Annotated in this window: 15 protein-coding genes, 1 pseudogene, 1 riboswitch and 1 other annotated feature; of the genes and pseudogenes, 2 read left to right on the top strand and 14 right to left on the bottom strand. The window is 30.8% G+C overall.

The window, feature by feature from the left end:
• Positions 1-112: 112 nt before the first annotated feature.
• The 12 genes from AXY43_RS02625 to AXY43_RS02685 all read right to left on the bottom strand — a co-directional run bounded on the left by AXY43_RS02625 (position 113) and on the right by AXY43_RS02685 (position 15,702).
• Positions 113-3,205 carry an efflux RND transporter permease subunit gene (locus tag AXY43_RS02625; RefSeq protein WP_039771371.1) on the bottom strand — a complete coding sequence of 1,031 codons (3,093 nt, stop codon included), beginning with the start codon at positions 3,203-3,205 and terminating at the stop codon, positions 113-115.
• 12 nt (positions 3,206-3,217) lie between these two features.
• Entirely contained in the window at positions 3,218-4,480 is a 1,263-nt protein-coding gene (locus AXY43_RS02630) for an efflux RND transporter periplasmic adaptor subunit (RefSeq protein ID WP_105410937.1), read from the bottom strand.
• A 677-nt stretch (positions 4,481-5,157) separates the two neighbouring features.
• On the bottom strand, positions 5,158-5,856 hold the full coding sequence (locus tag AXY43_RS02635) for a response regulator transcription factor (protein ID WP_039771375.1): 699 nt from the start codon (positions 5,854-5,856) through the stop codon (positions 5,158-5,160).
• A gap of 174 nt (positions 5,857-6,030) precedes the next feature.
• Entirely contained in the window at positions 6,031-7,485 is a 1,455-nt protein-coding gene (locus AXY43_RS02640) for an ATP-binding protein (protein WP_039771377.1), read from the bottom strand.
• A gap of 474 nt (positions 7,486-7,959) precedes the next feature.
• Complete coding sequence (locus tag AXY43_RS27475) at positions 7,960-8,610, bottom strand: hypothetical protein (RefSeq protein WP_243099161.1); 651 nt, start codon at positions 8,608-8,610, stop codon at positions 7,960-7,962.
• Positions 8,607-9,503 carry a DHA2 family efflux MFS transporter permease subunit gene (locus AXY43_RS27480; RefSeq protein WP_243099162.1) on the bottom strand — a complete coding sequence of 299 codons (897 nt, stop codon included), beginning with the start codon at positions 9,501-9,503 and terminating at the stop codon, positions 8,607-8,609. The genes AXY43_RS27475 and AXY43_RS27480 overlap by 4 nt, the downstream gene beginning before the upstream one ends.
• Positions 9,504-9,511: 8 nt before the next feature.
• On the bottom strand, positions 9,512-10,165 hold the full coding sequence (locus AXY43_RS02650; protein WP_039771381.1) for an HlyD family secretion protein: 654 nt from the start codon (positions 10,163-10,165) through the stop codon (positions 9,512-9,514).
• Between the two features lie 15 nt (positions 10,166-10,180).
• Positions 10,181-11,167 carry an efflux RND transporter periplasmic adaptor subunit gene (locus AXY43_RS02655; RefSeq protein ID WP_105410938.1) on the bottom strand — a complete coding sequence of 329 codons (987 nt, stop codon included), beginning with the start codon at positions 11,165-11,167 and terminating at the stop codon, positions 10,181-10,183.
• A gap of 563 nt (positions 11,168-11,730) precedes the next feature.
• Positions 11,731-13,305 carry a DEAD/DEAH box helicase gene (locus tag AXY43_RS02665; protein WP_077869077.1) on the bottom strand — a complete coding sequence of 525 codons (1,575 nt, stop codon included), beginning with the start codon at positions 13,303-13,305 and terminating at the stop codon, positions 11,731-11,733.
• A 236-nt stretch (positions 13,306-13,541) separates the two neighbouring features.
• On the bottom strand, positions 13,542-13,733 hold the full coding sequence (locus tag AXY43_RS02670) for a cold-shock protein (RefSeq protein WP_039771389.1): 192 nt from the start codon (positions 13,731-13,733) through the stop codon (positions 13,542-13,544).
• Between the two features lie 596 nt (positions 13,734-14,329).
• A complete protein-coding gene (locus AXY43_RS02680; RefSeq protein WP_242986158.1) occupies positions 14,330-14,857 on the bottom strand; it encodes a GNAT family N-acetyltransferase in 528 nt (175 codons plus the stop codon).
• A gap of 146 nt (positions 14,858-15,003) precedes the next feature.
• Positions 15,004-15,702, bottom strand: coding sequence for a FadR/GntR family transcriptional regulator (locus AXY43_RS02685; RefSeq protein WP_105410939.1), 699 nt, complete (start codon positions 15,700-15,702; stop codon positions 15,004-15,006).
• A 356-nt stretch (positions 15,703-16,058) separates the two neighbouring features.
• Between AXY43_RS02685 and AXY43_RS27485 the strand changes: the two are divergent.
• A pseudogene (locus AXY43_RS27485) lies at positions 16,059-16,207 on the top strand (YvrJ family protein).
• 88 nt (positions 16,208-16,295) lie between these two features.
• On the opposite strand, the gene nhaA reads toward AXY43_RS27485, so the two are convergent.
• Together nhaA and AXY43_RS02695 are read right to left on the bottom strand one after the other, a co-directional pair.
• The gene (gene nhaA / locus AXY43_RS02690; protein ID WP_087701626.1) at positions 16,296-17,510 is read right to left on the bottom strand and encodes a Na+/H+ antiporter NhaA; all 1,215 of its coding nucleotides are present in this window, start codon (positions 17,508-17,510) and stop codon (positions 16,296-16,298) included.
• 104 nt (positions 17,511-17,614) lie between these two features.
• Positions 17,615-17,670: a sequence feature (sodium ion sensor (DUF1646 type); this cis-regulatory element may regulate processes involved in with the transportation of sodium ions), on the bottom strand.
• An 86-nt stretch (positions 17,671-17,756) separates the two neighbouring features.
• Complete coding sequence (locus AXY43_RS02695; RefSeq protein ID WP_023975804.1) at positions 17,757-18,374, bottom strand: GGDEF domain-containing protein; 618 nt, start codon at positions 18,372-18,374, stop codon at positions 17,757-17,759.
• Between the two features lie 313 nt (positions 18,375-18,687).
• A riboswitch (cyclic di-AMP (ydaO/yuaA leader) is annotated at positions 18,688-18,819 on the top strand.
• 119 nt (positions 18,820-18,938) lie between these two features.
• Between AXY43_RS02695 and dapB the strand changes: the two genes are divergently transcribed.
• Entirely contained in the window at positions 18,939-19,802 is an 864-nt protein-coding gene (gene dapB / locus AXY43_RS02700) for a 4-hydroxy-tetrahydrodipicolinate reductase (RefSeq protein WP_105410940.1), read from the top strand.
• The last annotated feature ends 16 nt before the right edge of the window (positions 19,803-19,818 follow it).

Raw genomic sequence — 19,818 nt, forward strand, 5'->3', positions numbered from 1 at the left:
CCTGCTATCTCTTTTCTATATATTAAATTCTATTTTTTATCTTAATTCCCCAAACAATTCAAAGCTTTGCTTTCTATTAAATGAATTTGAATAATCTCTTTTATCTTTCACTTTATAAACTTATATTTCCATTCATATCTTCTGTTCCTTGTGATTCTTTAGAATGAATCTTTTTTCTAAACTTTCTTTTCAAATCATCAAAAACTGTATACATGATTGGTACTACAAATAATGTTAAAATTGTAGAAGTAACTAATCCACCAATTACAGCTTCTGCCATTGGTGCACGCATTTCAGAACCCATACCCTTAGATACGGCAAGAGGAATCATTCCAAAGATCATAGCTAAAGTAGTCATAACTATTGGTCGCAATCTTATTAACCCTGATTGCTTGATAGCCTCTTCTCTTTCCATGCCTTCATTAATCCTTTGTTTAGCAGCATCTATAAGCAATATTCCATTCTTTGCAACTAACCCCATAAGCATTATTATTCCTATAATAGACATTAAACTTAATTGAGTTTTGCAAACAAATAAGCCTAAAACAGCTCCAATGATTGCAAGTGGCAAAGAGAATAGTATAGATATAGGATCAACAAAGCTTTCAAACTGCGCTGCCATAACTAAATATAAGAATAATGCAGCCATAGCCATTGCTTGTTCTAAACTTCCAAGGCTGCTTGTCATAGATCCCCCAGCTCCTCCTAAAGATACTGAAATACCTTCTGGCATATTCATTTGAGTTTGAATCTTTTTCATGAAGGTATTCATGAAAGTACCTGAAGCTGAACCCGAAATATTACAAGAGATCTGCAATTCTGCAAGTCTATCATATCTAGTCAATTGTGCTGACGCTGTTTCAAAAACCTCGTCCGTTACTTCTGATAGCGGAACAAGCTTATTATTTGAACCTGAAACATAAACTTGTTTAAGATTGTCAAGACTTGCACGTTGATCTTTTTGTAAATACAATACTACGTCATCTCTATTTTTTCCATCATCATATTTAGTTACAGTCGTACCACTAAATAAAGTCTTTAACGTAGTCGCAGCATCCGAACTGCTTACTCCTAAATCTGCCGCTTTATCGCGATTAACTTCTAAAGCTATTTCTGGAAGACCTGATTTATCATTACTACTTATTTCTCTTACCCCAGACTCTTTAGCCAATTCTTCTTTTACTTTTTGTCCAAAAGCTTGAAGCTCTTCCCTATTGTCTCCAACAAGCTCAAAAGTAGCATCTTTTGATGATCTTCCACCACTTGCCATAGAGGCAGCTGCTACTGACACTTGTGCTCCTGGTATGTTCTGTAGATTTCCACTAAGTTTTCTAGCGAAATCTCTTGAATTTTCTTTACGTTTGTTTTTGTCTGTTAGTTCTATTTTAATTGATGAACTATTTTTTGAAACAGTAGTATACATACCACTGACTTCTGGATATTTCTTAATAATACTTTCAATTTGTTTAGCTTTTTCTGATGCATTATCTAATGTTATACCTGAATCAAAATTTGCACTTACAGTCACTTGATTATTATCTGTTGATGGCATCATAGTAAATCCAAGAGATGAAATAAGTGTAAGACTTCCTGCAAACATAACTCCTGCAACTATTATAATTATTAGTCTATGATGAAGAGACATAACTAAAAGCCTTGAATACTTATGCGCTAAGATATCAAACTTACTATTAAATCCCTTAAAGAATTTGCTAAGAATATTTTCTTTCTTATTTCTTTTTAGTCTTAGCATTTTAGATGACAGCATAGGCACAAGAGTGAAGGATATAAATAATGAAACTGCCATACTAAATACAACTGTAAGTCCAAATTGAAAGAAGTATCTTCCAATTGTTCCACTTACCATTGATACTGGTAAGAATACAGAGATAACAGCTGATGTTGTAGCTATTACGGCAAAGCCTATTTCAGAAGTTGCTTCTCTAGCTGCTTCTCTTGGTGATTTTCCCATATGCAAATGCCGCACAATGTTTTCTATAACAACTATAGCATCATCTATTAAAAGTCCTACTGCAACTGATAATGCCATTAAAGTCATTGTATTTAGAGAAAAAGCTTTTACTTTCATGCAAACAAAAGTTGTTATTATTGAAATTGGAAGTGTTGTTGCACTTATAAGGGTACTTTCCCATTCATTTAAAAATAAGAATACTATGACAACTGCTAGTATACAACCATCCCTCATAGTTTCTAAAACACTATCTATAGTGCTTTGTATTGATACTGAGTCATCACTTACAATATCAACATGTACCCCTTTTGGTAAAGAGGATTTAAGCTTAGTCAATGTCTTTTTCACATCATCTGCCAATTGAACAGTATTTGAACCAGATTGCTTAACTATATCAATACCAATTGCTGGCTTTCCATCGTAATATGCATAACTGCTTCTATCTGCAACTCCGTCTTCAACTTCTGCAATATCTTTTACTCTAATTTCTGTACCATTTTTATTCGCTATTAAAATATTTTTAAAATCATCTACTTTTTTTATCTTGCTGCTTATTTTAACAGAAATCTCATTATCTTTATCAGTAATCTTACCTGTAGATTGGTCTACATTATCTTTTTTAATGGCATTTGATACATCAGTTGTTGCAAGTCCATACTTTAAAAGCTTATTATTATCTAACTTTATATGGATTTCTCTTGTATCTTCACCAGATATATTTACTGACCCAATACCAGACACTGTGTACAGTTTCTTTTCAATATTATCAACAACATCTGATAATTGTTGGTTATCATCTAGTCCGTAAACAGCAACAGATAAAATTGATGTTGCTGATGAATCGAATTTAGAAATAATAGGTGTATCTATGTCACTTGGTAATCCCCTAATACTTGAAACTTTATCTCTAACTTCTTGCGCTGCAACTTCTGGATCCTTATCTAAATCGAATTGTATATTAGTCCTTGAACTTCCTTCTGTCACAGTTGATGTTATATGACTAACTCCTGAAATTTTTCCAACCGCATCTTCTACAGTTTTTGTAACATTTGTCTCTATATCTGTTGGAGATCCTCCTGTTTCTGTAATCGAAACTGAAACTGATGCATTCTCAGCTTCTGGCATGTCATTAACAACTAATCTTTCATAACATACCATACCCACAATCGCAAAAACTAACATGATAACTGTTATAAATACTGGTCTTTTAATACTAACATTTGCTATATTCACCTATGGTCCCTCCTACTTAGAAGTTGTGTCTTCTGTGCTGTCATCTTGCTTTACTACTGCATCTACTTCACTACCGTCTTGCAGTGTACTTGTATTTGAACAGATTATTTGATCTCCATCTTTAATGCCGGAAGTTATTTCTACATTATTACCATTAGTTTCCCCGATAGTAACTTTAGTTTTCTTAGACGTTCCATTATCATTAATAAAAACATAATAGTCCCCTTCATTTCCCACTAAAACATTAACTGGTACAGTGATTATTTCATTGTTTTGATCACTTACAAGCGTCACCTTTCCATAAATGCCTGGCAATAAAGACTTATCACTGTTATCTATTTTAACTTTGCAGTTAAATACCCTTGAAGTTGGATCCGCTGCTGCATCAATAGTTTGTATTGTTCCATTATGAGTTTGGTCACTTCCTTCAACTATAACGGTAGCTGCCTGTCCTATTTTTACTTCACTTATTTTTTCTTGTGGTACCTGTATTGTTGCATATACGGATGATATATCATTAACAATTGCAAGAGCTGTACCTGTAGATGCCATTTGCCCAATATTCATACTTTTACCACTTATTACTCCACTTATCGGTGCTTTAATTACTATGTTAGCTAAATCACTTTGGTTTTTAGCTAACGCTACCTTCTGTGCTTCTAAATTTGCTTTTGATGTTTCAATACTTGCCTGTGAACTTTGAATACTTGCATTTCCTGAATCATAATCAGCCTTAGCTGAGCTTAAAGTTTTTTCCGCTGCTTGAAGATCTGTTTGTGATATGGCTCCACCATCAAATAATGTTTTTTGTCTTTCGTAATTACGCTGAGCATCATCTAAATTAATTTTATATTTTTCCAGGGCTACCTGGGATACATTTAATGATTGCTCAGCTACTTCTACTTGTTTCTCATTTACAGCTATTTGAGCTTGCGCAGTCTTTATACTATTTTGTATATCTTGGTCATCTAAAGTTGCTATTGTATCACCCGCATTTACATATTGTCCATTTTCAACTGATACGGAAACAATTTTCGCTGCTATTTTACTTGTTACTGTACCTTGTTGAACAGCCTCTAAACTAGCCTTGTATGTATCTCCTGTATTTTTTTCTACTGTTTTAGCTGTCTGTACTTCTACTGATGTTTTGCTTGCAACTGCTTGAGTTGGTTTGCCTTTTGCACTTGCTGATAACCTACTTTTAAGTGAAATCGCCCCTCCTACCACAACTGCGATAATCACAGCATACACAACTATTTTTTTTACGTTTTTCATTTTGATCCTCCTCTATTTGCAACATCATATATTCGCTTTTCTTATATACTTACTTGTACATCCCCTTTTGCTTCCACTCCTCTTAAATGCTCCTATAGGATAATTTTCATTTTTGCTCATGTTTATTAAACTTCTGAGAATTTAACATTTAACTTATCTATAATTCTTAGAAGTATAATTTTATCTAATCCCATTGTCATTAGTCATATTTCCATATTATGTAGAATTCTATTAATCTAGGCATCTATGTATATTTTTTCATATCTTTATAAACAATTTCTAAACTTTTTTAGATTTTAAAATATAATCTAAAATTAACGATATAATTTTCAAGATAAAAACTGAAATGGCTACCCCACGCTCTCTTTTAATCATTTTTTTGCAGGTTAGACTCATATTATTTATCTATTTATTTATATAACTACTTTTAAGAGCACAAACGTTTCGCTCCCTTCTAGTATTATAAATACTAGAAAATAAAAAGATCTTAGATTAATAAATTTATTATTATCCTAAGATCTTTTCTTAATTTTATAGATGTATAATTTAAACATTCAACTTTTTAAATAAACATATTTAAAAATTTGCCAAAACTTCAACCCTACATATTCATTAGAAATTATAACTTAAATATAAGTAATGCTTCTTATCTCATTTGTGATATTTTTAATAATTAACTATAATTTAAATCTGTATCCCGCGCCCCACACAGTCTCAATAAATTGAGGATTGCTACTATCTTCCTCAATTTTATCTCTTATTCTATTAATATGCACAGTAACAGTTGCAACGTCAGCAAAAGAATCCATGCCCCAAATTCTATCTAAAAGAATTGTTTTTGAAAATACGATATTAGGGTTTATTGCTAAAAATAGTAACAGTTCAAATTCTTTGTTAGCCAATTTAACTTCTTTATCAGCAACATATACCCTTCGTTCCCTTTTTAATATTTTTAATCTTTTAAATACCATGACTCCATTATCTATATTGTCTTTTTTACCAATTGAAGTCAGTCTATCATAACGCGCAAGATGTGCATTTACTCTAGCGACAAGCTCACTTGGATCAAAAGGCTTGACAATATAATCATCCGCTCCAAGATTAAAACCTTTTATTTTATCTACCGAATCCTTTTTAGCTGTAACCATTAGTATAGGTATCTCTTTATTACTTCTTATCTCTTTGCAAAGCTGAAACCCATCTTTACTTGGAAGCATTAAATCAAGCAGTATTAAATCAAATTCTCTATTCAATGCGAAATTTAATCCGTCTTCTCCATTAAAGGCAATTTCAGTTTTAAATCCGCTTACCTCAAGATAATCCCTTTCTAGTTCTGCAATCAATTTATCATCTTCTATTATCAATATTTTTCGCATCTTCTTTTCTCCCATTATGTTTACATGCAATTAAGCCTGATAAACAATATAATTTTTCTTATAACAGTCAATATACGAATTCAAAGCAATACAATTCATTTTTTATCGTTTAGTACACAATTCCTTCTAGCTTAAGATATATTTTTATAAATTAAACTTTTTAGAGTATATATGCTAAATTTTATTATTAATCGGCAAAGTTATAATAATGGCTAATCCATTATCATTTTCAGCAGTAATTGTGCCATTATGAGCTTTTATTATATATTCGCAAATTGAAAGCCCAAGTCCACTTCCTTCACTTGAATTGGCTCTCGATTGATCTTCCCTATAAAAACTAGCAAATAGTTTTGACAAATTTTCTTCTAAAACCCCTGGTCCATCGTCCTTTATTTTTAAAACAACGCTGTCTTCCATTTCTTCTATGGTAATATCTACCTTACCATATTCTTTCACTTTGTATTTTACACTATTCTCGAGTATATTTGTAAGCACTCTTCGAATTTCTTCAAAATCCATTCTAATAAAAATATTATCTTTACAATTATTTTTATAAGTTAAATCAAGCCCCTTACCTCTAAATTCTGGTATAGCATTGCTAAAAAAATCTAAAAAGAACTCATTGCAATTTATATTTTCAAAGTTAAAAGGAAATTTTCCGGTATCTAATTTGGAAAAGAAAAATAATTTATCTACAAGCTTGTCCATATCACAAGTTTTACTATATATAATTTCATAATATCTTTCACATTTTTCATCTGTATTTGCAATTCCATCCTTTAATCCTTTTGAATATCCTTTAATTGTTGTTAATGGTGTACGTAAATCATGAGATATTCCTGCGACCAACTCCTTTCTATTTTGCTCATATTTTAGCTGCATATCAATTGATTCTTTAAGCCTTACTCTCATTTTATCAAAATCCCTACAAACTTTTGCAAATTCATCTGTCCCTTGATAACTCAGCTTAAAATCAAGGTTCCCTTCTTCTATTTGTCCCGCACCATAGCTTAGTAACTCTAAAGGTTTAATCAAACTTTTAGCTACTCGTGACGATAATATCCCATTAGTTAAAATAATTATAAGCAGCGCTACTATGAATACAACCCCCATGTAACTTAATAAAAAAGTTCTTGCTTCTGCTTTCATCTGCTGTCTGCTCATTAAATTATTATTTGATTTTACAGCAAGCATATTAATATTTTTTCCATCTTTAGTTAAACTATTTTTAACTAAACTAATAGAATTAACCTCGAGGACTATTGAATCTGAAGATGTAAGAACGTCTCGCTCAAGCTTGGACATAGCATTTTTATCAGCATCAGTTATATTAGAAAATATTGTGTCGCCGTCACTTGTAATTATAAAGTCATAACCGGCATTTTTAAGATCTTCCTTCGTCTTGTTATAATCATTAATTTTATCATAATTATTCCTAATTTCTTTATTATACATAAATAAAGTTTTCTGAATAAATGATATTCCACTATCCTCTTCAAAAACTTTTATTTTCTTACCATATATCTCTGTAAATCCTTCTAGAACTCCAACTGCAATAACTACTATCAATATTGCTGGAACTATCAACATAAAAATATTTGACATAGCCAGCCGTTTTTTTATCATCATAATTACAATATCTCCTTCTAATTTCTCTGTTAATCAAATACTTTTGCTAAAGTATGCCCCACCAAAATGGCTAATTTTTAGCTTACTCTCATAAATTAACATAATTATAATATAAAATACCACTTTATCCATCGTTAATCAATGCTAGTATTTTAATAATTCAATCATTCTAAACTAACCTATCAATAACTTCACAACCAATATGTCCACTTATAATAATATGGCCTACTGCTACTATAAAACTACTCATTTTTACACATCTGCTCCTTATATGTATAAATTTTCACTTTATCTAGGCATGAGATGAAAGTATAACAGCTCCAAGGTCAATCTTTACCTTAGAGCTGTTATTATTAATGTATTAATAAATTTCATGAAAAATACGCTTACAATTGTAACTGCATATTTATTAATTCTATATCATTCTGACAATTAATGATTTTATTCGTAAAATACCTCATTAAGTCGTTTTTATCATTCTGCCACTGCTGCATCTGTTTCTTCTTGTTTGCCTTGTTTTAATAAAAGTGTTGGAATTATTACAATAGCAGTTATGATTGAAATTATAAACATTGTCTCATTAAGTGCTTGAAGCTGTGCCTGACTTGCAACTTCGCCAAAAATCTTACTTAAAGCAATTCCTTTAGCATCACTGCTTGATATCCCTCCCTTAATAAGGGTACCTTGAAGCATTTCAAATAGCTTCATGCTATTTTTATTAAAAGATGTCACTTGCGAAGCTAAGTTAGAATAATCGACCACATTTCTATGCTGCATAATACTTGTAATAATTGTGACACCTATGGAAGTTCCTACTTGCTTAACTGTATTAGTCAAAGCAGAGGCATTTGACATTGCTGCCTTTGGCAATCCGCTAAAACCTACTGTTTGAACTGGCGCCATAAGAAATCCTACGCCAAAACCTCTAATCATTAATAAGACTGTAATCTCTATATTGGCAGTATCCAACGTAATTTTTGACATACTATAACTGTTAATGCCTATCAAAATCAACGCAAATACAGCAAACAACCTAACATCAAATTTATTACCAATTTTCCCATACAAAACCATAGATATGGCTGTCGCTATTGCTTCTGGAAATAAAATCAAGCCTGTATTCATTGAACAAGACCCTTTATTTGTTGAAGAAATATTGGCATTAGAAACACACCACCATAAAGTGCTAACATCGCAACATTCATTATAATATTACTCATACAGAAGGTATAATTCTTTAAAAGTTTTAAATCAAGCAATGGTTCTTCAATAAGTAATTCATTCACAACAAATATTAAAAGGCTGTAACATCCGACAATCATAAGCACGATATTTTTTATATCGTTCCAGTCCAAATCACTTTTGCCAAGTACATAAAGAACACATGACATTCCGATACTTGAAGTTAAAAATCCAATGATATCGAATTTCTTTGAAGACTTATGTTCTGATTTCTTAAATATAAGTATAGCCATTATTGTAGCCACTATTCCAACTGGAAGGTTTATAAAAAAGAGAAATCTCCAATTAAAATGTTGAATAATATATCCACCTAAACTTGGTCCTAAGGCAGGTGCTGCCATTACGCACATTCCCATTACCCCTATTGCCATTCCTAGCTCACTTTTATCAAAAGTAGTCATTAATATTGTCATACCAAGTGATATTATACAAGCTCCTCCAATTCCTTGAATTACTCTTGCAATTATCATTATAGTTTCATTCCATGAAACACCACACAGTAACGAACCTAAAGTAAATAAAATCAACGCAGTAACAAATACATTTTTAGTTCCAAATCTATCTCCAAAATAACTTGTTGATGGAATTGTAACTCCCAAAGTTAGAGTGTATGCACTAACAACCCATTGTATTTGATCTATTGATGCGTTAAATGTCTGCATCATTTTAGTAATAGAGATATTAATAATGCTTGTATCAAGATTTGCCATAAAAATTGACATGATTACAACACTCATAATAAGCCATTTAGATGAAGATTCTTTTTTATTTTCCATACTCCCACCTACTTTATATGTATTTTTATATCTGCATTTGTACCAGGTAGAAGATTAGCATCATTTTTCTCAAATTCAATTTTTACAGGTACCTTTTGAACAACCTTAGTGAAAGTTCCACCAGAAGAGGATGGTAGAAGTGAAAATGCTGAATTTGAAGCTTTTCCTATATACTCAACTTTGCCTTTAAATGATTTCCCCTCAAATTGATCAATTTTTATATCTACACTTTGTCCTTCATGTAATTTTTCAACCTTGATTTCTTCTATATTAGCAGTTATATAAAGCTTTTCTGGATCAGTCATTACAGCAAGTGTCGATCCAGCCGAAACATATTGTCCCTCCTCAGCTTCCTTTTTAATAATTATCCCATTAGTTGGTGCTCTAAGTAAGGCTGAATCAATATTAGCATCTGCTAAACCATTAGCATCCACACGACCTAAAATTTGATCTTTTATATCTTTATCCCCTTCTTTTGCATTAAATTCAAGAAGTTTACCTGATACTTGCGGAGTTATGCTGATAAAATCTCCGTCAACCTTTGCATCTTCTGTTGAAACAAAGTTTTCATTGTTATACCAGTAATAAAAACCTACTCCACCAAGGGTAATTAACATTGCACATAATATTAATAAAATTATTGTTTTACGTTTTTCTTTCATCCCTGTCATCCTTTCTTAGCCTTTTATACCAACTTCAGCAAACATACCTGGTTTCAATTGCCCCTTTGAATCTGTTAAAACTATTTTAACTAAAACATTGGAGTTTTGAGAGTTTAATGTTGAATTTATTACTGATATGGTTCCTTCAAATTCTGAATCTTCTATTTCGTATACTTTAACTGCTACAGTTTGTCCCTCTTTTAAATCTTTTACAATCCTTAGAGGCGCATATGCATTTACACTCAAAGCATCTGGATTAGATATTGAGATAAGTGTGCTGCTAGGTGCTGCCATTTCGCCTTTATTTATATTCTTAACAGTAACATTACCTGAGATAGGTGCTGTAATGGTTCCATTATTTAATGCCACCTGCGCTGTTTTTACTGCTTCTTCAGCTTGATGTACTTGAGCCTTGTAAACATCTATACTTGTTTCTGTAGCACCATTTTTAAGCATTTCTAATTGTTCTTCTGCAGACTTTTGTCCTGACTCAGCTGAGGTAAGTTGCTGTTGTGCAGTTTCAAGCTGCACCTCTGTAGCTGCGCTAGCATCAACTAAAGCTTTTGTACGATCATAATTCTTTTTAGCAACATCATAGGTTGCTTTAGCGCTATCCAAAGTTGCTTGCGCTTGTGATATTTGTTCAGGCCGAGTGCTATTCATAGCATTATTTAAATTTGCATTTGCAGTATTTACTGCTGCCTGCGCTTGATCTACCTGTGCCTGAAGGTCCTGAGTATCTAATGTAATCACAGCATCACCTTGATTTACAGTTGATCCTACATTAACTAATACATCTGAAACTCTAGCGGAAATTTTTGAAGATACATTAACTTGATTATCAGTCTCAATCATTCCAGCCATAAGATATATGGAATTTTGCTTATTAACCTCTTCTACTTGAATAGCATTTTCATTCTTATTATTTTTTACAGCGCATCCCGTAAAAAGAGAGGTTCCTATAAGCGTTGGTAATATAATTAGCAATACATATTTCTTCATAAATTAATTACTCCTTTAACAAACTAATTCATTTTATGCCTTCATTTGAAATTACATCTCGTATATCATCAGGTCTTATAATTTCAAAGATTGGATCTAAAACCTTAAATAGTACTATTAGATCTTCTCTTAATGAACCATAATCAGCGATTTCTAATTCTATTGATGGTGCTTGCCGGCTTATAGCAGCAAGTATAAGAAAATATTTTTGTGGCCATCGGAGATAAATCACCACTCTAATAATCCAATTAATAATCTAGAATTTACAAAACCTAAAGGTACGAATGTTATACTTCCTATAAGGTACCAAAGTACCTTATAGGAAGTATAACATTGGAAATTATAAAATGCAATACTAAATATTTGCAATAATAAATCATAATCCTTAATAGATGCAAGTTCCACCATTTTTTCTTTTTAAAGTGCATATTCTCAAGAATATATATTTTTTATAATATTACCATATTTGTTCTAGTGTTCTGACCCTATACTAAGAACAATAAAAAAATACCTATAGACCAAACACTTTCTTCATGTGTCTTGTTCATAGGTATAGTTTTAAATTATCTTTTTGATTTTGTTGAAATTTCGACATTTAGCTTTCTTCCAGCAAATTTCTTTCCAGTGCAATGCTTCATTATGGATTCCGCTGCAGCCTCTGTTACATTTACAAATGAAAACTTTTCAAGAATATCAATATCTCCGACATCTTCTCTTTTTACCTTTGCATTCTCATTAAAGAAATCCACTAGCTTCCTTGGATTAATCTTATCCAAGCGTCCTACATTCAAAAACAGTCTCTTGTAATCTGTCTTTGAACCTATTTCATTTTCAGTATAGTCATAGTTCACTTCTTTACTATATACCATATCCATTAATGCCGCTGCTACTTCTACGAGGTTAAACTCTTCATCAAGTTCTGTTGCCATTGGTATAAATTTCTTATAGCTATCCTGCTCCAAAGTTTCCTTTATCTTTGAAAACATATTTTTGTACTTTGAAACAAATATTTCATCAACAGTAGGAATTTCTCTTCTTCTTATCTTGCTTTTTGTAACCTTTTCAATATGTTTAAGAGACATATATTCTCTTGCAGTAACCAATGTGTAAGCAACACCTTTTCTATTTGCTCTACCTGTTCTGCCTATTCTGTGAACATAGGATTCTACGTCCTGAGGCAAATCGTAATTTATTACGTGCGTTACATTTTCAACATCTATGCCTCTTGCAGCAACATCAGTTGCTATCAGGAATTCTAAATTTCCTTCTTTAAATTTTCTTAAGGTATTTATTCTCTGATTTTGATTCATATCTCCATGCATTCCTTCAGCAGTATACCCTCTTCCCTGAAGACCTTCAACAAGTTCATCAACGTTCCTTTTGGTCTTACAAAAGATTATTGCAGATGTAGGTTCATCAACATCAAGTATCCTACATAGTGTTTCAAATCTATCCTTGTTTTTAATTTCATAATAGTATTGATCCACTGTAGCTACAGTCATTGCATTTTTTAAAATGGCTATGTGTTTCGTTTCAGACTTCATATATCTTTTAGCAAGTCTTTTGATTTCTTCAGGCATAGTAGCTGAAAACAACATTGTCTGTCTGTCTTGATTTGAATTTTTTATTATTTCTTCTATATCATCAATAAATCCCATGTTTAACATTTCATCGGCTTCATCTAATACAAGAAATCTAATAGAGCTCAAATTTAAAACTTTTCTTCTTATTAAATCCAACACTCTACCTGGAGTTCCTACTACTATATCTATCCCTCTACGTAAAGCTGAAATCTGCCTGTCAATAGGTTGACCACCGTATACAGGAAGCAACTTAATCTTAGTAAATTTAGCTATACGATTCAATTCATCATTTACCTGTATAGCAAGTTCTCTTGTAGGCGTTAGTATTATACTATTTACCTTACCATCTTGCTTTCCAATTCTGCTTAATATTGGTGCACCAAATGCCAGTGTCTTTCCTGTTCCTGTTTGTGCCTGCCCAATAACATCATGACCTTCTAAAAGAACTGGTATTACCTCAGCTTGAATCTTAGAAGGTTCTTCAAATCCCATTGCATCAATGGCCTTAAGAATACTCTCATCAAGACCTAATTCACTAAATACCTTATTTCCCAAATTAACCCCTTCTTTCTTTTTTATAAATTTATCTGATCTCTAGACAATGTAACACTCCCACCTCTTTTTAGGTTGTAGATAACAGTAACATGCCCTAAGATTGGTTCAACTAAGATTCAGATGGAGATTCCTATCCCCCACCTTAATCAAATTTTACTTTATTTCAATAAAAAGCCACCTTAAACAAGGCGGCAAAAATCACCTATTATGTTGTTAATAAACATCAAGAAGCTATTTTATACTTTTTGAATATTGGTTGCTTGAGGACCTTTTGTACCTTTTTCAACATCAAACTGAACTTTATCTCCTTCTTGTATACTAAATCCTGAAAGAGAAGATGAATGTACAAAAACATCTTTTTCTCCCTCTACCTCTATAAAACCAAATCCCTTTTCTGAATTAAAAAACTTTACTGTACCTGTTTTCATAAATATCCTCCTTATAAAAATATTGTATTTTGATTTGTCAAGCATATCATCACTTGTAGAAGCAAGTTATGATTTATAGTTTACTAGACTTTTCCCATTATTAAGTATTCCCAACATTTCATAAAACAATACTTTTATAAGAACAAAGTAAAATATACATTCTTATTAATTTTTATTTTCCTGGCAATTAATATGATTATTTCTGCTTCATGATTGATTTTTGCATATAAAATTTTGAAAATTTACAAAAAAGGCATGCCAAGTATTTCTAACTGACCTACCTTTATTGGTGCTTTCTAGTAATATTATGGATATAATTATAGTAACATATTATTAGAGAAGAATCTATGTTTATTAGGATTTTCTTTCCATAAATCTTAAATTTACAGATTAGATATTTATTATCACTTTTTTCTAACTCAAAGAATAATCCACTAATTCATCAAAATTAGTTTCTACATCTAGCATTAAAATAAGCTCCTTGGTTTTATCCTTTATAGTATTATATGTGATTTGATTGTTTGTATACAAAATGAGAAATTTAGGAAATAAAAATATCTATTTTTCAGCTTCAGATTTTAATAAAGAATATAGATTCAAATCAACAACACCTTGTCCCTTCCAAGTATATCCCTGCCTAATTGTCCCCTCTTTAATAAAACCATTTTTTTCAATACATTCTGGGATTTAATATTTTCTGGCATTACAAATGCTTGTATTCTATTAATTCCAATGTCATTAAATAAATAGTCTACCATCACCCTTACAGCTTTAGTCGCAATTCCATTACCCCAAAACTTATTGTTTAACCTATAGCCTATAGTTATCATATTTACCTCGTTAGAATAATCAAATATCTCTGCTATTCCAACAACCTTCTCCGGTTCATTATTTAGACATATGCCAAGAAATATGCATTTTTTCTTATGAAAATCTCTCTCAAAATGTCCTATCATATTAACAACGGTATTTTTATTCTTTTTAATCATTACAGGAGAATATTTAAAAAGTTCTTCATTTCTATATATTTCGAAAATTTCGTCAAGGTCAATATCAAAAATTTTTCTTAGTGTTATTTCATCATCTGAAATATGAGGAAATTGTTCATATGGATTTTTATTCAAATTATCTTACTCCTCCCATTCTCTCAGTGGCTTGTCTAAAATATATAATATCTTCTTCAATTAGATATGAAATCTTAACACGTAGCGTTATTAAATTTTTTAAGATCACTCTTATAAGATTTTATATTTTCATTTAGAACACAATTCTAATTTTCGTATCCATAAGATTTCCTAATTAGATCGAAATGTTCTTGCATAGCATTGTAAGCTAGTAACTCATCCCTTTTCTTTAAATTTCTTAATAAATTCTCATGTATCCATAATAAGCTTTCTTTGGTATTTCCCTCATGAAAAATTTGCATTCTAGCATTCCGTATGAATTCGTCTACAAGTTGAGATATAACATTAAGTACATTAATTAATAATACATTTCTTGAAGCCTTTGCAATTAATTGATGGAACTTAATATCTAATTCAACACTTTCTTCTTCACTACTAGCAACATACATCTTATCCAATAACTCTGTTAAGATTTTAAGCTCACCATCGTCTATATTCTTAGCTGCTAATTTAGAACATTGAAGTTCTAGTGTTTCCCTTAAATCATACATTTCTTTTGGCGAACTCTCCTGCAGCATAAACATTATTGAAAGAGGTTCAAGCAAAGAGTTATTAAAATTTGTTCGTATATAATTTCCAGCTCCATGCCTGCTTTCTATTAATCCTATGACTTCTAAAGCCCTCATCGCTTCCCTCACAGATGCACGCGATACCTCAAGAGATTCTGCCATTTCTCTTTCTGTCGGCAATTTATCTCCCTTTTTTATTTCTCCATATTTTATTTTATCCTTAATTTTCTCTATAACTTGATCATATACTTTTGGATTTTTATTAGGTACAAGCATATGTTATGCCCCCTCCTTTTCTTATTGATATTTCTTAATACATTATACATCAATTTTCTAAATTCTAATATTCTGAAGAACATGTATTCTTCTATGGTAACATTCTTCACAATATTTATTCTTTGCCATATTAGCATCATACGATATTTAAACATATATCCAAAGCTCATATTTAAAAAATGGCACTGTATTACTTTCATGAAAGCGCTACTATGAATTGCAATTGATAATATCGAAAATTTAACAATTTTAAATATTCTATTGTTAAACTAGTCATCAAATATCAACTTGTATTTAAATTCACCATGTTAAATATACATGTTAGCCATATATCTTTAATAGGAGGTGATAACATAATGGATACTAATGAATTAATTAGTATCGTGGCTAACAATGGTTTTCCTATAGCGGTAACTGCATATTACTAATCCGCTTGGAAAAACAAATTGGAAGCCTATCTAATTCAATTAATAAATTAAATACTATAATATCAGCAAAACTTTGAATAGCTCTAGATGTAACTCTTAGTGATGATTCTAATAAAGTGGCTTAAGTAAAGGCTATAAACATTGAAAATTCAATGCTTATAGCCTTTAGCTTTGTTTGTAGTTTAATTTCTCATTTTTAAAATTTATAAATTTAAATACTATTGTACCATATGTTGCAGCTAAAATTGATGCAATCATAATACACATTTTTGCTTCAGATAATATATTGGCATCTGCAAATGACAATGATGACACAAATATTGACATAGTAAATCCAATGCCACCAAAAACACTTGCACCATATAAATGTCTTTTGGTTACATTAGATGGAAACTTAGCTATTTTCAATTTTATTAAAATAAATGAAGTTCCAAATATACCAATTTGCTTTCCTACAAAAAGACCAAATATAATTCCTAATGAAGCTGGTGAAAACAAACTGCCTGAAAAATTATCAGTATTAATTATTATACCTGCATTTGCAAACGCAAATATTGGCATAATCAAAAAGCTAGACCATGGTGTTAAAATATGTTCGAGTTTATACAATATTGAAGTTTTAAATTTATGAATATTTTCTCCAATTGGCAATGACATGCCTAGTAAGACTCCTGCAATTGTTGCATGTATACCGGATTTTAAAAGACAAATCCATAGAATTATACCTAAAATAATATAAATAGATGTATATTTAATTTTAAATTTATTAGCCAAGATAAGCGTAGCAAAAACTATTAATCCTAATAAAAGCGCTATCCATGAAATTTGACTATTATAAAATATTGCTATTACTATAATAGCACCCAAATCATCAACTATAGCGAGTGCAGTAAGAAATACAACTATTCCTTTTGGAGCATTTTTTGCAACTAAAGAAAGCATTCCAAGTGCAAATGCAATATCTGTTGCCATGGGTATCCCCCATCCTGTAATGGTTGGCTCCTTATAGTTAAATAATGCATAAATAATTGCAGGCACAATCATTCCTCCTATAGCTGCAGATATTGGAAGTATTGTCCTTTTAAAAGATTTTAGTTCACCAAACACAACCTCTCTTTTTATTTCCATACCAACAACTAAGAAAAATATAGCCATCAATCCATCATTAATCCAGTGAAGAACTGACATTGATAATGAAAACACACCATATCCAATCGTTATATTTGTGTGGAATATATGCTCATAGCCTCCTGAAAAGCTCGAATTTGCAATCATAATTGCTGCAATAGCGCAAATTAAAAGAATTATACCACTAGAAGACTCACTTTTTAAAAAGTATAAGAATGGACTTAATATTTTAGTTTTTATTTTATCTTTCATTATTACCCTCCTTTTTAATGCGATGCTAGCTAGAATATTACTTAAAAATGTTTTGGCTTTATTAAAAATCTCCATAAAAAAAGAGGCGGTAAAACTCAAAAAAGAGCTTCCCACCCCAGAAACTAATTGCTTGAAAACAAATTATATAATTTGCCCAACCGTATCTAACCACATTAATTCATTTTATATTATATATTATATTACACATTAATGTAATAATCAAGATTTGCTCAATGCGCTTAATGACTATTTGCTATATTTTTTAAACAAATCATCTAGGGCTTCTCTAAGAAGAAATGCTTCGGTTCTATCAGTTGCTTTTGACAACCTTGATAATCTATCAAGTTGAGTCTTAGTGAAATAATTAGATTTTAGTACCATACTCTCTGCTTCAGAAAGACATACTCTATTCTTACCTAATTCTTTTGCCCTAAATAATGCACTATCAGCTACTCTAAAAAGTTCAACTACATTTTTAGCATCTCTTGGATAACTCGCTACACCGAAACTTAAAGTAAAATAAACATTATCATCAGAATTTTCATCTAAATTAAATGTATTATCTGATAAATACCTTCTTATTTCTTCAAGCTCCATAAAGCTTCTTTCCGCTCCCTTTTTTACAAGTAATATATTAAATTCATCACCTGATCTAAATACCATATCTGTTGAAGATAAATTGTTATTTAAAATTGAAATAAGCTTTTTTATTACCTCATCTCCAATAGAGTTACCATATAAATTATTCAAATTCTTAAAATCATCAATATCTGCAACAACTATGCTAAAAGGACCTTCATTATTAGATATTAATTCCTCCATTTTAATTATTAATTCCTCTTTTGATGTAAGCTTGTTATCCATAAATAACCTCCATATATAATTAACTACTTATTATAAATCACTCTATTTTCTTATAAATATACCATGACTTAATTATACTAACACCAACATATATATGCGTCAATATATACTAAACATTAATATCCTTTTTGCTATGCCATATATTCAAAAATCCTATGAATATTTAAAGTTATTTATTATAATTTCTAAAATATTAAATTCATATGTATGTTAAGCAAAAGCCAATATTTGATTTAATATATACATATCTATATATATTGACATATATATGTTGACATGATATGCTTATATACAGATAATGACAAAAAAAAGAATAATTATAACGCTGAATCTTTTTGAGCGGGAGAACCATTTTTTGGGGTGAATCTTATTTTAGGATAAGTAGGGTTATTTTTCTTCAATCCGAATCCGTCAGCTAATCTCGTAAGCGTTGAAGAGAAGTTTTTGTATACTGCTAATATACTTTTTTTTAGTATACCCATAAATATTATTGCTTAATAAGCTATAGAGACTTCTCTATAGCTTATTATTTTTTAACTAGTAATTTAAAAAAGGAGGCTTTTTATGTTAAAAGTATGTTTAATTGGACTTGGAAAAACAGGAAAAGAAATTGCAAAAATGATATTCAACCAAAGGAATATGAAAATTGTAGCTGCCATGTGCAGCCCTGGGAGCTTGAAAAAGCATATTGATCTAGGTGAAGTAATTGGAATTCAAGAAATTGGTATAAAAATTGAAGGAACTAATAAACTAGAAGAAACACTTGTACTTTGCAGGCCAGATGTTGTAGTCGATTTTTCTACGCCTGAAGCTACTTTAAAGAACTCTAGAATAATATCTCAAATGGGGATTAATATGATAATAGGTACCACAGGATTTTCAGAAGTAGATTTAGATAAAATAAGAAATCTAGCCTATAGAAATCACACTGGCATAGTGTATGCTCCCAACATAACTCTTGGAGTAAATGTGCTGATGATATTAACCAAATTAGCTTCCGTCCTATTAAATAATTATGATTTTCAAATTTCTGAGATACATCATAGAGAAAAAAAGGACATTCCATCTGGTACTGCTTTAAAGATAGCTAATGAAATAAAAGATGGGTTGTTAGTTTACTTAGGTAAGGATATTTCTAAAGAAAATATTCCAATTAATTCAGTTAGAGCTGGTGGTGTTGTTGGAAAACATGAAGTTATGATTGTTGGAGAAAATGACAGAATTACAATTTCTCATGAATCCTTTTCGAGAAAAGTTTTTGCCAGTGGAGCAATCCATGCAATAAATTTTATACAAGATAAGATTGGATTCTATGAAATGAGTGATGTTTTAAGCCTATCAAAGATAATAAAAGATTTATATGCTCATGAAAATAATTTTGACGCTAATAATAATCTTGAGAATCTAATAGCAACGGATATTCAATAATACATTAGAATTTACA

The organism is Clostridium sp. MF28, from assembly GCF_002969175.1.
Classification (GTDB): Bacteria; Bacillota; Clostridia; order Clostridiales; family Clostridiaceae; genus Clostridium; species Clostridium beijerinckii.